11 protein-coding genes are annotated in these 14,353 nt (G+C 63.3%); 3 read left to right on the forward strand and 8 right to left on the reverse strand.

Going from position 1 to position 14,353, the window contains the following annotated elements; genetic code table 11:
• Positions 1–1,986: DUF1549 and DUF1553 domain-containing protein (locus tag SH809_00255; GenBank protein MDZ4698107.1), on the forward strand; the 1,986-nt coding region annotated here is incomplete at its 5' end.
• Positions 1,983–3,434 carry a DUF1501 domain-containing protein gene (locus SH809_00260; protein ID MDZ4698108.1) on the forward strand — a complete coding sequence of 484 codons (1,452 nt, stop codon included), beginning with the start codon at positions 1,983–1,985 and terminating at the stop codon, positions 3,432–3,434. The genes SH809_00255 and SH809_00260, both read left to right, overlap by 4 nt.
• Here SH809_00260 and SH809_00265 read toward each other — a convergent pair.
• Both SH809_00265 and SH809_00270 read right to left on the reverse strand, forming a co-directional pair.
• Positions 3,416–4,771: a hypothetical protein gene (locus SH809_00265; protein MDZ4698109.1), complete on the reverse strand. Its 1,356-nt coding sequence runs from the start codon at positions 4,769–4,771 to the stop codon at positions 3,416–3,418. The two genes, SH809_00260 and SH809_00265, sit on opposite strands and share 19 nt — an antisense overlap.
• A 256-nt stretch (positions 4,772–5,027) precedes the next feature.
• On the reverse strand, positions 5,028–5,570 hold the full coding sequence (locus SH809_00270; GenBank protein MDZ4698110.1) for a hypothetical protein: 543 nt from the start codon (positions 5,568–5,570) through the stop codon (positions 5,028–5,030).
• Positions 5,571–5,740: 170 nt separating this feature from the next.
• On the opposite strand from SH809_00270, the gene SH809_00275 reads away from it, so the two are divergent.
• Positions 5,741–6,127: a RidA family protein gene (locus SH809_00275; GenBank protein MDZ4698111.1), complete on the forward strand. Its 387-nt coding sequence runs from the start codon at positions 5,741–5,743 to the stop codon at positions 6,125–6,127.
• Here the strand turns inward: SH809_00275 and SH809_00280 are convergent.
• From SH809_00280 to SH809_00305, 6 genes are all read right to left on the reverse strand, one after another.
• Positions 6,124–6,663: a hypothetical protein gene (locus SH809_00280; protein MDZ4698112.1), complete on the reverse strand. Its 540-nt coding sequence runs from the start codon at positions 6,661–6,663 to the stop codon at positions 6,124–6,126. The genes SH809_00275 and SH809_00280 overlap by 4 nt on opposite strands.
• Before the next feature lie 3 nt (positions 6,664–6,666).
• On the reverse strand, positions 6,667–7,209 hold the full coding sequence (locus SH809_00285) for an adenine phosphoribosyltransferase (GenBank protein ID MDZ4698113.1): 543 nt from the start codon (positions 7,207–7,209) through the stop codon (positions 6,667–6,669).
• A 47-nt stretch (positions 7,210–7,256) separates the two neighbouring features.
• Complete coding sequence (locus SH809_00290) at positions 7,257–8,567, reverse strand: N-acetylmuramoyl-L-alanine amidase (GenBank protein MDZ4698114.1); 1,311 nt, start codon at positions 8,565–8,567, stop codon at positions 7,257–7,259.
• A gap of 339 nt (positions 8,568–8,906) precedes the next feature.
• On the reverse strand, positions 8,907–11,333 hold the full coding sequence (locus SH809_00295; GenBank protein ID MDZ4698115.1) for a T9SS type A sorting domain-containing protein: 2,427 nt from the start codon (positions 11,331–11,333) through the stop codon (positions 8,907–8,909).
• Between the two features lie 283 nt (positions 11,334–11,616).
• On the reverse strand, positions 11,617–13,221 hold the full coding sequence (locus tag SH809_00300; GenBank protein MDZ4698116.1) for a DUF4114 domain-containing protein: 1,605 nt from the start codon (positions 13,219–13,221) through the stop codon (positions 11,617–11,619).
• Positions 13,222–13,507: 286 nt separating this feature from the next.
• The gene (locus SH809_00305; protein ID MDZ4698117.1) at positions 13,508–13,780 is read right to left on the reverse strand and encodes a PLD nuclease N-terminal domain-containing protein; all 273 of its coding nucleotides are present in this window, start codon (positions 13,778–13,780) and stop codon (positions 13,508–13,510) included.
• Between the last annotated feature and the right edge of the window lie 573 nt (positions 13,781–14,353).

Raw genomic sequence — 14,353 nt, forward strand, 5'->3', positions numbered from 1 at the left:
AAAGAAACCCTCCTCCGACGCGTCACGCTCGACCTCACGGGCCTCCCCCCTACCCTCGAGCAACTGGACGCCTTCCTCGCCGACGACGCCCCGGACGCCTACGACCGCGTCGTCGACCGCCTCCTTGCCTCGCCGGCCTACGGCGAACGCTGGGCCTGGGACTGGCTGGATGCCGGCCGCTACGCGGATACCAACGGCTTCCAGGGAGATCCCACCCGCACCATGTGGCCCTGGCGGGACTGGGTCGTCCGATCCATCAATGAAAATACGCCCTACGACCGCTTCACGGTCGACCAGCTTGCCGGCGACCTCCAGCCCGACGCCGGCGTCGAACAGGTGCTCGCCACGGCCTTCAACCGCAATCACATGTACAACGGCGAGGGCGGCCGCATCCCGGAAGAAACCCGCGTCGAAAATGTGTTCGACAGGGTGGAGACGCTCGGCACCGTCTGGCTTGGCCTGACGGTCAACTGCGCCCGCTGCCACGACCACAAGTTCGACCCCCTCACCCAGAAGGAATATTACCAGTTCTTCGATTATTTCAACCAGACCTCCGAGGAGGGCGGCCTGGCCCACGGCAAGGTGGAGCCGGTGCTCGACCTGAGCAAACCACAAGACCTCGTCCAGCTCGATGAACTACAGGCGACGGTCGACGCCGTCGCCCTGGAAGTCAGGCTTCTCGAAGATAACCTCTTCCCCCGCCCCGCCGGCAAACCCGCCGCAGAATCCCCCAACGCCCGCGGCCTCATCGGCGAAAATGTCGACGCCCTCAAGCAGGCCCCCGAACGACGCAGCAGCTACTACCTCCGGCTCCTCGAAGAGGCGTTCCAGGACACCGAGCCGGCGTATGCCGGGCTACTCAATACCCTCCGTCGCGCCGTCGTCGACCGCGACCGGCAGAATGCGCTCAACGTGCGGGTGATGGTGATGGACGAGCGCCCCGAGCCGCGTACGTCGACCATCCTGGAGCGCGGCGTGTACAACAAGCCGGCCGAGGCCGTCTCCCGGGATGTGCCGGCCTTCCTGCCCACCCTCGCCAACGAGCAAGACAACAACCGCCTCGCCCTCGCCGAATGGGTCGTCCGCCCCGACAACCCCCTCACGGCCCGCGTCACCGTCAACCGCTACTGGCAGGCGTTTTTTGGGGTCGGACTGGTAAAATCCGCCGAGGATTTCGGGGTGCAGGGCGAGCAGCCGTCGCATCCCGAGTTGCTGGATTGGCTGGCGGTGGACTTCGTCGAATCCGGCTGGGACGTCAAGGCCCTCCACCGCCAGATCGTCCTCAGCGACGCCTACCGCCGCGCCTCCCCCGCCACGGCCGAGGCCCGCGAGCGCGACCCGGAAAACCGCCTCCTCGCCCGCGGCCCCCGCTACCGGCTACCGTCGTGGATGCTCCGCGACCAGGCCCTGGCCCTCGCCGGCCTGCTGGTGGATTCCCTCGGCGGCCCGCCCGTCTTCCCCTATCAGCCCGAAGGCATCTGGGAGGAGGCCACCTTCGGTCAGACGCGCTACACGCAGGACCAGGGCGACGCCCTCTACCGGCGGACGCTCTACATCTTCTGGCGCCGCATCGTCGGCCCAACGACGCTGTTTGATACGGCGTCGAGGCAAACCTGCACCGTCAACGTCTCCCGAACCAACACCCCCCTCCACGCCCTCGTCACCCTGAACGACATCACCTACATCGAGGCGGCCCGCCTCATGGCGGAGCGGGTGATGGGGATGGCGGATACGGACGAGAAGCGAATCGATACCGCCTTCCGCCTGGCCACGGCCCGCACCCCGACGGAGGCCGAGCGCCAGGTGCTCGCCGCCCGGCTGGCAACCCTCCGCGCCCAGTTCACCGCCGACCCCGACGCCGCCACCCGCCTCCTCGCCGTCGGCGAAAAACTCCGTAACGAGGCGCTGGACCCCGTCGAGACCGCCAGCTTCGCCGGCCTTTGTAGCCTCATCCTGAACCTGGACGAAACCCTGACGAAGCAATGAACCCCATCCGTGAGATGCACGCGGCGATCACCCGTCGCCAGTTCTTTGGACGGTTCTCCGCCGGCATCGGCGCCGCGGCGCTGGGCTCGTTGATGGCCGGAACCACCTCCGGCCCGGCCGCCGGCCTCATCCTGTCCGATCTCCCGCACTTCGCCCCCCGCGCGAAACGCGTCATCTACCTGTTCCAGAACGGGGCGCCATCCCATGTGGATCTGTTCGACTACAAGCCGGCGCTTAAACAATGGCATGGCACCCAGATCCCCGACTCCCTCACCGACGGCAAACGCTTCAGCACCATGACCGGGGGGCAGACCGATCGGCCCGTCCTCTCCCCCATCACGAACTTCGCGCAACACGGCCAGAGCGGCGCCTGGGTGTCGGATTATCTCCCTAAAATCGCCGAGATCTCGGACGACCTCTGTTTCGTGCGGTCGATGTACACCGAGGCCGTCAACCACGCGCCGGCCATCACCTTCCTCCTCACCGGCGCCGAAATTGCCGGCCGGCCCAGCATGGGGTCGTGGCTCTCCTACGGCCTCGGCAGCGACTCCCAGGATCTCCCCGCGTTTGTGGTCATGACCTCGCGCGATAAGGAGGCCACGTGCGGACAGATTTTTTACGACTACTACTGGGGCAGCGGCTTCCTTCCGTCGCGATTCCAGGGCGTCAAGTTCCGCGGCAGCGGCGACCCCGTCCTCTACCTGTCGAACCCGGATGGGATGAGCAAGGACATGCGCCGAGGCATCCTGGACGACCTCGCGCAGCTCAACCAGATAAACCTCGACGCCTACGGCGACCCCGAAATCGCTACCCGCATCGCCCAGTACGAAATGGCCTACCGGATGCAGGCCAGCGTGCCAGAGCTCACCGACTTCTCGGACGAGCCGGCGCACATCCTGGAGATGTACGGGCCTGATGTCCATCGCCAGGGTAGTTACGCCTATAACTGCCTCATGGCCCGCCGGCTCGCCGAACGCGGCGTGCGGTTCGTACAGGTCATGCACGCCGGCTGGGACCAGCACCGCAACCTCAACCAACAGCTCAAAATCCAGTGCCAGGATACCGACGCCCCCAGCGCGGCCCTCATCAAAGACCTCAAACAGCGCGGCCTGCTCGACGACACGCTCGTCATCTGGGGCGGTGAGTTCGGGCGGACGCCGTTCCTCCAGGGCAAAATCGAGGATTATGACGTCTGGGGGCGCGACCATCACCCGTACGCCTTCACGGTGTTCATGGCCGGCGGCGGCGTCCGCCCCGGCTACAGCCACGGCGCCACCGACGAATTCGGGTTTAACGCCACCGTGGACCCCGTCCATGTGCACGACCTCCAGGCCACCGTCCTCCACCTCCTCGGCATCGACCACGAACGCCTCACCTTCCGCCACCAGGGCCGGCGCTACCGCCTGACGGACGTCCACGGCAAGGTCGTTCAGCCGTTGTTGGGGTGAGTCGCAATCCGCAGCGCCCCCACCTCCTCCGCCGGAAAGGTCAGCCCGTAGGCGACCGATAGGCGGTGGTAGAGTTCGGGCGCGAGGCGCGGGGCGACGAGATCGGCCGGTGGGGCGAGGGTGAACAGGCGAAACGCGCCCACACCCGCGAACGCCTGCCAGCGCGCGCTCACTTCCCGCACCGCCTGTTGATAGACCGGCTGGGTGCATCCGCCGCCGCACATAAAGATCGGCAGCCCCTCCGCCCAGCTCCGCTGATGCGCCGCCTTCTGTTTCCAGAGCGCCGACAGCTGGGCCTGCAGCGCCTGCCGGCACCGCTCGGCCATCGCGGCATCGGGGCCTTCCGGGGTTGTGACGAGCGTGCGGAGCTGGCCGGATAGGTAGGGTCGCAGCGTGCGCGGCACGGGCTGCGCCGGGTCCTCCATCTTTCGCATCGCCATCGTCAGCCGCGCGAAGGTCTCTCCCTCGAGCGGCTTACCTTCCAGGGCGGAGAGCAAAAACTGGATACGGTTCCGGTGCAGGTTCTGGACGCCGGCGTGGCTCACGTTGGTCCCGTAGCAGGCGTAGCGGTTCGCCCCATCGCGCTCGAACAGGGCAAACCCCGCCAGGTCGACCGTCATCGCCCCGATATCCATCAAAATGCGCAGCCCCGGGCGGGCGCGATTCTCATGCGCATATCCCACCACCTGCGCCGCGATCTCCGGCAGGACATCGACCTGCTCACAATCGAGCGCCGGCAACGTACGCCCCTGCACGACATCTCGCCAGACATACATCGCCGTCTCGACCCGTAGCGGCCCTGGCTGGGTGGAAAGATGCCAGGCCGCCTGGGCTACGGTGTAGAGAGCATCCACCAGCGCCGTGTTGGTGTAGCCTTCCGAAGGCATGCCGAGGTGCAGATTCCAGCGGAGCCGGCGCGTCCGGTAGGCGCCGGCCTGCTCGTAGAGAAACCACGCGCGGGCCCGTCGGATGACGCCGGCGAGATACACCACTGCCCGAGCACTGTTCTCGGCGTCCGGCTCGTCGGCTCCAGCCAATCGAAAAAGCTCCATTTTGAGACCGCCCATGCGCTGCCCGCCCGTTCGACGCCGATCGAACGCCCGCCCACGATCGTCTAGAAACAGGAGCGAGGGCATCAGGTAGGCATCCGCCCCAAGGGCCGCATCGTCGAACCGGACCGCGTAGGCCTCCGCCTCGGCGCGCACCACGGCTTTGGTGAACGAAGTCCCCCAGTCGATACCGATGGTAACCGATAGCCGGGCGTTACTGGTCGCGCCGCCCGGGAACTGGGTGGCATGCGACGGCGCCGGCAACAACAAATCGCCGCGAATAGACATGGTAGATGTGCTCCCAGGCGTCCGGAGAGGTTGGAAAACGCCGGTGACTTCAACGGAAGAGAAAAAGGGGTAGCCGGGGAGCTAACAGGCAAACAGCCGCGAACGCCGCCATGAGAAATTGCCCGGGGTAGTACGCATCAAATCAGAGGGAGTTCGACGCACGCAGGAAGGGGGAAAAATGCCGAATCGACTGGTCCAACTGCTGCCAGATAGTACGGAGCAACCATCGTGCCCGGCGCCGGGGCCACCAAAGCAATCAGGGCATTGGTTTCCGGTAATAGCCGTCGAACCAGGTTGACCACGTCCGCCCCCCATCGAGCGACTGCTCGAAGAGCTGGCGTACGCTCCCGTCACCCAGGGGCGTCCAGGTACCGCGCAGGCCGGAGCGATTACCCTGGGGATCGATGAGTTCTCCGGACAGCTTCATGGCGCCGTGTTCTAGACCGCCGGCCAGATGGATGACGTTGCCGCCCCCGTCCATCCAGATTTGCCGCCAGCGCCCGTCCACCGGGTCGACATAGTTCATGCTCGTCCCGGTCCCCCCCTGGGAAGACGTCCAACGCTCGAGCAATAAACAGCCGCTTTCGGCCCGTTCGATTTGGTTCGAGCCGGCCCGGTTGCCGTTGGGGGCAAATACGTCCCACGACCCGATCCAGAAGTCAAACCCCCGATACAGCGGCTCGGAATGGCACTCCGGCGCAGGCGGTGTATTCTGGGCGGCAGCCGGCGAAACGACACAGCTACCGATACCAGCGCCGATCAACAGCGCGACGAACACAACGCGAAAGACCGTCAGCATCGTGATGGAAATCCTCTACTTCGGAAAGTATGAAACGGCACGGCCAACCACCGGACACGCGCGCTCCGCACAATTAGAGCATTTTTCGTTTGTGTTCCGGCGCGCCAGGGCGGAAGTTACGGACCTGCCCGATGCCATGCACTCTCTTCGTTGTACATCTCTACCCGACTATGACTACTCCGCGTTCGAGCATCAAGACTCATCTGGCGCCCGCCACCATTGGCCCCTACAGCCAGGCGATCCTTTCAGGCGACACGTTGTATTGCTCCGGACAGATTGCGATCGATCCCCAGAGCGGAAGCATGGTGACCGATTCCGTGGAGAGCGAAGCCGAACGGGTGCTTGAAAACCTCGGGGCGCTGCTAAAAGCCGCCAATATGTCGTACCGGCATGTCGTGCGATGCACGGTGTATCTGACGGATATTAACGACTACGCCCTGGTCAACGAAGTATACGCCCGCTATTTCGATGAGATGACGCCGGCGCGCGAAGCCGTGTGCGTCCATGCCCTCCCCCGCGGCGCGCGGGTTGAGATCTCCTGCATAGCGGTCCGCTAGAACCCCTCGACGTCGATCTCGACCGTCAGGGTGACAAACACCAGAAAGTCCTCATCCACATCTTTAGCCCCTACCAGCGATAGGACGCCCTGAAACGGCCCGCCCTCCACATAAGCGCCTATCGCGCGTCCGGACGGGTTCATCGTAGCCTCTTTCGCGTCGGGCGAATCGGTCAAGGTAGCGACGATGTCCGGCCCTCGCTGCGTGGATTGCAGCGCGACTTCAATGTCAGATAAGGCCTCGAGGGTTTCCTGGAACGGCGTGGTGATGCGGATGCGTGCGCTGGTGACCCGGGCGGAAACGACCTCTTCGCGGGTGTACTGATTGTCCGCCAGGACGTCATCGAGGCTCAGCGTCTCCTCGGATGTGACCTCGCGCGTAATGCCGGTGAGGGTGTTCGAGAAGCGAAAGCTCATTTCAACCGTCGCCGGCTGCAGCGTGATCACCCCCACTTCTTCGAGCACTTCACACCCACTGAGGGCCAGCACGCCGGCGAGCAAGACCACCGGCCGGGAAATTAATCGAGTAGCAATCATGCGTCAGAGGGCTAACACGCTATACACAGGAATACCGCGGGCTTCGAGGGTCGTTCGTCCTCCAAGGGCGGTGAGTTCGATCAGAAAGGAATACCCCGCCACCTGACCGCCGGCCGCCTGTACGAGATCAAGCGCCGCAAGCGCCGTCCCTCCCGTCGCGATCACATCGTCGTGAATCAACACGACATCGCCGGGTTGGCAGGCATCGGTGTGGACTTCCAACGCATCGGCGCCGTATTCGAGGGAGTAATACGCCACGTGTGTCTCGTACGGCAACTTCCCTTTTTTTCGGATGGGGATAAAGCCGGCGCCCAGTTCGCGCGCCAGAACGGCGCCGAGGACAAACCCGCGCGCCTCCATCGCCGCCACTTTGGTGATGACTCGCCCTCTATACGGCGCGGCCAGCAACTCGATCGCGGCCTCGAGCAGTGCCGGATCCGCGAGGATGGGGGTGATGTCCCGGAATTGAATGCCAGGAGACGGGAAGTCCGGTACAGTGCGCAGGGCCGCGTGTAACGCGGCTACGCTGACATCGGGGGGCATCATGATAGCGTCAGTAGATAGATGACGATCGCCCCGAGCCACGCATCCGTTTAGCGCGTTGTCGCCAGTTCGAGGCCTTTTTCGTACTCGGCCTTGTAGTCGCGAACGGCGCGGTAGATCGCGCTGGCCAGAAAGTCCTGCCCCTGTTCGCTATTCAGATAGGCCGCTTCGAAGCGATTGGTGATATAGCCCATCTCCACCAGAATCGCCGGCATGGACGCCGCCCAGAGGACGATGAAGCCGGCCTGCTTCACGCCGCGGCTCGGGCGACGCGCGCGCTCGACAAACTCCTCGTCGACCTTGGCGGCCAACTTCTCGCTCATCCGCATGTTGGCGCTCAGCGCGAGCGAGCGGAGGATGCTGTTCTGAAAGAATTCCTCGTACTGGTTTGGGTTGCTCTCCAGCTTCACCACGCTATTCTCGCGTTCGATGACATCGCGCGCTTCGTCCGTCTTGTGCATGCCCAGGAAGTAGGTCTCCGTCCCGCGAACCTGTGGCTTTTTGGCGAACGAGTTGGCGTGGATGGAGATAAATAGCTTGGCGCCGGCCTGATTCGCGATATGCCCCCTCTCGTGCAACTCCACAAATCGGTCGTCCGTTCGCGTGTAAATCACGTTGACCTTCAGCAGGTCCTCGAGGTACTGCCCGAGCTTGAGGGCGACTTTGAGATTGAGGTCTTTCTCGCGCACTCCGTTCGCGACCGCGCCGGGGTCGTGCCCACCGTGGCCGGCGTCGATGACGATTGTGTCCAGCTGCCAGCGCTCGCCCGTGATAGGCGTCGAACGCGGCTGGAGGGGCTCGGTCGGGCCGCTTGCGACTTCCGTGGCGCGGGTGGCCGGCGGCGCGGATTCCTCAGTCGCCGAACCCAATCGCGTGGCGGATTCCGGGCCGGAAGACGCATTGAGATCCGCCGCGACCACCATCTCCGGGGAGCGGCTCAGGGTGGTAAGACCCACCAGTAGATCGCTGGAGTGATTGTCCGGATACGCGGCCGCATCGACCGAAACCTGGTCTTCGATGGCGAAGCTGAAGAGCAGATGGCCGTTACGCGCCTCTACAGACACCTCGCGGATGGGTAGAAACGGGCTATCGACTTTATAATTCGGCGCCAGTTTCGCGTTGAACACCATGATCTCGAGCGAATGTCCATCGCCCATGCGCGGCTCGCTGTAGGCGCTGACGGCTTGATCGGTGTGGACGCGAATCACCAGGCCCTGGCCATCCGAACGGGAGGCAAATGAAATACGACGAACGACCGTGTCCGCACTGGCGGGTAGAACGACCAGGAACAGTGCGATCCATGCCGGCAGCCAGAGCCGAACGGGCGCCATTGAATAAAGCTTAAATTGGAGATTACGCATCGCTACGTGCAATAAAACATATCGCCTTAAAACCTGTGTGCGCACTACAAGGTGCATAAGCAAGATGCACATTTACCTTTCGTCACAGGGGGGATCGTCGCGAGAAACAAGCAGCACCTCTCGGTATCGGCCGGAAGCTCCGCAATATAAAGCGACGTGCTCCATACCGCATGCGCTTCCAGCGCAAACGACCGCGGGTTTTTGCTCGCCGCGAGGTAAGCAACGTGCCGTTCACAGCATAGCTCACAGCATAGCTCACAGCACGGCCGCTCCGCGCGAGCCACTTGCATCCGGCTGTAACTTAAAGTAAAACTTCAGGTTTCGCAATGCCGCCCCCTTTCATTTGACCAGCATCACGCTTCGCGTGGCGTTAAACGAATCCCCGGCCACGCGCACCAGATACGCACCGCTGCGCCAGGCGCCGGCCTCAAGCACGAAGCCCCGCGACTGGCCCGCCAAAAGCACCCCGTCGAATAGCTGTGCGACACGGCGTCCGAGCATATCGTACACCTCCACGCGCACCTGCTGGGTCTGCTGAACCGACAGACTGAAGTGGGCGGTCGGGTTAAAGGGGTTCGGGTAGATTGCGGACAGGTCGTAGCGCTCGGGCAACGCCGGCGTCTCGTCCTCCGTGCTCACATACGACACGGCCGAGCTCCAGCGCCCCAGGTGAGAGGACGCAAAGCCGCCGGCCACGCGAAACGCGCCACCCACATAAAGGTCTTCCCCGGACACGGCCAGCACCGCCGGCGCGCCATCGACACCGGACGTAAGGGGCTGCCAGGCGCTATTGGAATACACGGCCAGGCCGGCGGCCGCAAGCGTCGGCCCCACCGGGCGATTTACCCCCTCGAACGAGCCACCTACGTAGACGCTACCGACCTCTCCAATCGCAAGCGCGGTCACGCAGCACCCGGCCACGCCGTTGCTCTGGGCGCCGCCGAGAAACACCCACTGCGTACCATTCCAGCCGACGACATGGCCGGCCGCGAGGCTATTGGTGACGCTCGTGAAGTCGCCGCCGATGTACACCATGCCGGCGTCGTCCACGGCCAGGGCGCGGACGGTATTGTCGAGCAATGCGTCGGCCGCGAGGGCCTCCCACTCCGCGCCCGTCCACTGCGCGATATAGGCCGTATTCGCCACGCCGCCGGCGGAGGAAAAGGCGCCACCCGCGTACACGGTACCATCCGAACCGGTCGCGAGGGCCAGCACCTCGTCATCCATCCCATCCCCCAGAGCCACCCACGCGGCGCCGTCCCACACGGCGGTGTAGTTCAACACGGATTGCTCCGACCCGTCGTACCCGAACGCCCCCCCGGCCACCAGCGCACCGCTGGCGTCGAGCGCGAGCGCGTACACGGGCCCGTCAAAGCCGGTATCAAGGGCCATCCAGGTCTCTCCATCCCACGCCGCTATGTTGGAGGTAGGCAGGCTCACCCCGCCGGGCTGCCGGGCATGCTGGAAGTCGCCGGCGACATACACCGTCCCGTCGAGGTCGACCAGCAGCGCGTACACCGTCCCATCCACACCCCCGCCGACGGCCGCCCACATCTCTCCGTCCCAGTACGCGATACCCGGGGCTTTGACGAGCCCGGCATACGTAAACGCACCGCCCGCGTATAATCCTCCTACAGCGTCGTACGCCAGGGCGTTCACCGTATCATCGAGGCCGGCGCCGGCGAATGAACCCCACGTTTCTCCTTCCCAGACCCCGAATCCATTGGCCACACGGCCATCGATGAAGGAAACGTCGCCACCGACAAACAACGCCTCGTCCGGCGTCCACAGCAGCGTGCTTACCTCTTCAAATGCATCGTCGCCGGCGCCCTGAGCCAGCGCGCCCCAGGCGCCATCCCAACGGGCGACGTGGTTCACGACGAGGCTTCCCGCCTGCAGGAACAGCCCGCCGGCGTAGACACGATCCGCGTCGTCGATGGCGAGCGAGCGGACTTCACCGTTCACGCCTCCCAAAAGCACATCCCACCCCGTTGATTCCCACCGCGCAAGCCGGCCCGCCGGCACGATCGTGGCATCCGGCTGGGTTACTTGCATAAAGGCTCCGCCGACATAGATCCGATCCTGGCTGTCGATCGCCATGGCGTACACATCGCCCGTGTGCAGGGCGCCAAAGGAACTCCATGTGGAACCATTCCATCGGAACACCCCGCCGGCGAGGCTGCGGCCGGCCGCGTACAACGTCCCCTGCGAATCAAACGCCATCGCCTGGATGGACACCGAGCTGGAAGTCCCGAGCCCATCGCCCACTGGCGATAGATCGTTTCCATCCCATACGGCTACTTTTCCCAGATCGAACTCGTCGAGCCCGTCGCGCAGGAAGACCCCGCCGATGTACAACGCACCGTCGCCGTCGCCGATCAGGTCGAACACCTCGTCGTCGACCCCCGAGCCCATCGCTTCCCACCGGGCGCCGTTCCACATCGCCAGGTTGTGGGCTTCGATTGTCGTCCCATCGGACTGGGTGGCGACGGCGAAATTGCCGCCGGCATACAGCCGGCCGTCGGTATCGACATAAAGCGCGTTGACGACATCCTCGCTCCCCAGACCCAGGCCGATCCCGACGGCTCGCCAGGCGCGGCCGTCCCACCGGGCGATATTCCGGGCCGGCAACCCACCGGCGCGGCTGAACGAGCCGGCCGCATACACGCTGCCGTCCGATCCACGCGCCAGGGCATAGATGGCCCCGTCGACGCCGAACCCCTGAAATCGGTCGTCCCAGCGGGGCGCGCCACCCTGCGCGCGCACGGAATTCGGAGAACAGACTGAAAGGCAAAGGGCGAGCAACAAAAAAAGCCGGCCATACGTGCGTAAGCCCGCGAATCGTGTCGAGTTGATCATAATCACTACATCATGGATGGGTGTTAAACCGGTTGCTTCGTGCGCGGCGCCGATGAATGGACGCTAGGGAGGGGCGCGCGGAAGCAGAATCGATCCTCGAAGCGCCCGCGAACCGTATGCCACTTCGGGCAAAAAAAAGCGAGACGCCCTGGCGGGAGCGTCTCGCGTGCAAATAAACTCAGACTGAACCTCAGAGCGGCCGATCGTTGCGGTTCAACTCGATCATTCTCCGGGAGCGGCGGACCGACTCGAGCCGGTCGTTTAATCGGGCGATCGCCTCGGTGCTGTACATGAAGCTGATGTTGCCCTGAGCGTTGAAGCTGAACGACGTCGCGCCGACCACTTCGCCGCCACCACCGCCTTCTACTTCTTCGCCCCCTTCCTCATCATCTTCTTCTCCTTCACCGTTTCCGGCGGACCACCAATCCTGTGTCGCATTTGGATTCCAGGTCGAATCAGGAATGACCAGGACTTCGATAATCTGGTCGTTATAGTCCCAGTCCGACGGATACCCCTTTTCTTCGTTCAGATCCTCGAACCCGATCCGCCAGTGAAAGCCCTCGTCGTCGAGTTGGATCACGTCGGCGTAGGGATTCAGGGATACCTGCGACTCGTGGCCGCGCGCGTACTGGTCGTAGTAGTTGGGCGTCTGCGTTTTCACCGGCCCATTGGTCGGCCAGGTCCGGATGAAGAAGTTGATCTGCTGGCCTTGCTCAAAGTGCTGCTCCCACACATCGTCGACGCTCGCGATCTTGTTCGCGCCTTTCGCAAACACCTGCTGCGCTCCGTAGCCGTACGGGTGGATGTTGACGCTCGACTGATAGCCGGCCGAGGAGGATAGATAAGCAATATGTAGCTTGCCGGGCGCCGGCATCGTAAAGGCCGACGACCCCTGCAGCACGATGTGGCTGCCGTAGATGTTCACGGTCCCACTGTAATCCAACCCGATGCTGGTTTCCGCCTTGGCGATGACCAGGCCCTCCCAGTCGAGCCGGCCGCCCGACTTGACCTCGAACTCGTCGTCAAGCAATAACAGGCCGTACCCCGTGAGGTGGCCGCCGTCATTCACCGTGATATCTTGCGCGACGACAATAGCCGGGGAGTTAACGGAGCCGAATGTGACTGCTCCATCGATGTCATCCGATTGCACAAAGTCGTGTTCGAGCAGCCCTTCGGCGTAGATGTCCTGCACGGCGGCAGTAAACGCGCCGGCGTTGATGTCGCCAATTCCTCTCTTGCCGCGTACCTTGTTTTTATGGGCCAGCCCGAAAGCCGCACCAAACTGAGTGGCGACAGCGGCCATGTTGGCCTTTATCCCGTGCTGATCGGCGCCCTTCAGACCTTGCGGGTTTGTAGCAGGATCCGTATCCAAGCCGGTGATGAGCACGGTGGGTCCGTTGATACTCGGGACGACGTGGGGCGCCTCGACGATCAGCGCGGCGTCGAGCATGCTGACCTCGACGAGGGTGGTCCGGATCTGGTACGAGGCTTCGCCGGCGGTGCTGGTGATCTCGAGCACGAGGGAGTCCGTGCCGTATGAGGTGGGCACGATGTCGAACGTCCCGCCACCGAAGGCCTTGTCGTTCATCGCGAGACGCGCCGCGGCGCCGGCGAAGTCGCGCCTCGCATCCGCCATGGCCAGGTTATAGGCCGAACGGGCAATATCGCGGGCCACCACCTGCTCCCCGTATTCGCTGCTGAGCGAATTGGTGTCCGTCGAGAACGTCTGAAAATGCTGCGTTATGAGCCCGGCAGCGACCATAGCCGCCACCAGAAAGAGCGTTGCTTTTCCCATCGAGTACTACCACATCAACGATGAGACGACGAAAGGAATCGCCGTCAAAAACCAGATGGGGGGCAACTGGAACGAACCGGTCGGTGTGGGCGGGAAACACAAGAATCGCACCCGACGCATGCGCTTGTGCCGAAACACAGTTCAGCGCCGGAAAAAACAACAGATCTGCCTACACAGCCAATCGCCTTTGGCGCATCGAGGGCGCGCTTCAGGCGCATACGCGTGTGCCACGTCCCGGCCTGTGTTTGATATTGATCTCAGGCCGAGACGGTCGACGTTAAAACGCTCACTTCCGGGCGAACAGATAATACACAATGCACCCGAAGAGTGGGAAAAAGAGGATGATCAGCGCCCAGACCACCTTGTCGCCCGTCGAGCGGCTGCTGCCGGCAACCTCGATCAGCGCGATGATGTCCAGCACGATCACGATCGTCCAACAAATCCCGCTGCTCCCGAAGACGCGGACATGGTCGAACAGATTCGGCCCGCCGCAGCCGGCCAGTACTACAGCCGCGGCGCTCAGGAACAGGGCGGGAAGAAGGGCGCGTTTACCATTCATAGGTCGATCCCGTGGGTTGGTGACTGACGTTACGCGTTGCACGTTTTTCCGTTGAACGTTTGGTGTCTTGGTATGCACCGTTCAGCTGTGAAGCGTGATTCCAATACCGAACGCAAAACGTCAGTTGGTGAGACAAAGCTAGGTGGTATACGGGGGAATGGTTGCAGGTTTCAGGTTGCAGGTTGGCAGGTTTTATCTTTATGGATACCCAGGATCAAGGATGAGGCACCAACTTATAATCCCGCCAACTTGCAACCTTAATACTTCGGACACTTTTTGTAGCTGGACCGTTCCTGACGATCAGGCCCCGCCTCGCCCCGAGGAGGGGCACATCCCGTCGGCGCATAGCGGTGACGGGATGGGGAGGAGCAAATGGATGCCGGGCGGATGGGTCAAACGGCATCCCCAGTCGAGCTGCCTTTATTTTCTCAAACTCGGCCGTCAGGTCGAGTTGCAAAAAAATGATCCACGTTAATGCCGGGCAATACTCCTCCCCGTTCCGACATCGATAAATCGACGTCGGAACTCGCCCCTCCTCGAATCGAGAGCCTGCCCCGTACTTGATACGGGGAG

Source organism: Rhodothermales bacterium, assembly GCA_034439735.1.
In the GTDB taxonomy this organism is placed as follows: domain Bacteria; phylum Bacteroidota; class Rhodothermia; order Rhodothermales; family JAHQVL01; genus JAWKNW01.

What these genes read in the sequence shown, in the direction of transcription:
- SH809_00275 (MDZ4698111.1), top strand. Translation starts at nt 5,741, where the DNA reads ATGACTACTCCGCGTTCGAGCATCAAGACTCATCTGGCGCCCGCCACC.
- SH809_00300 (MDZ4698116.1), bottom strand. Translation starts at nt 13,221, where the DNA reads ATGGGAAAAGCAACGCTCTTTCTGGTGGCGGCTATGGTCGCTGCCGGG.
- SH809_00260 (MDZ4698108.1), top strand. Translation starts at nt 1,983, where the DNA reads ATGAACCCCATCCGTGAGATGCACGCGGCGATCACCCGTCGCCAGTTC.
- SH809_00270 (MDZ4698110.1), bottom strand. Translation starts at nt 5,570, where the DNA reads ATGCTGACGGTCTTTCGCGTTGTGTTCGTCGCGCTGTTGATCGGCGCT.
- SH809_00290 (MDZ4698114.1), bottom strand. Translation starts at nt 8,567, where the DNA reads ATGCGTAATCTCCAATTTAAGCTTTATTCAATGGCGCCCGTTCGGCTC.
- SH809_00280 (MDZ4698112.1), bottom strand. Translation starts at nt 6,663, where the DNA reads ATGATTGCTACTCGATTAATTTCCCGGCCGGTGGTCTTGCTCGCCGGC.
- SH809_00265 (MDZ4698109.1), bottom strand. Translation starts at nt 4,771, where the DNA reads ATGTCTATTCGCGGCGATTTGTTGTTGCCGGCGCCGTCGCATGCCACC.
- SH809_00305 (MDZ4698117.1), bottom strand. Translation starts at nt 13,780, where the DNA reads ATGAATGGTAAACGCGCCCTTCTTCCCGCCCTGTTCCTGAGCGCCGCG.
- SH809_00285 (MDZ4698113.1), bottom strand. Translation starts at nt 7,209, where the DNA reads ATGATGCCCCCCGATGTCAGCGTAGCCGCGTTACACGCGGCCCTGCGC.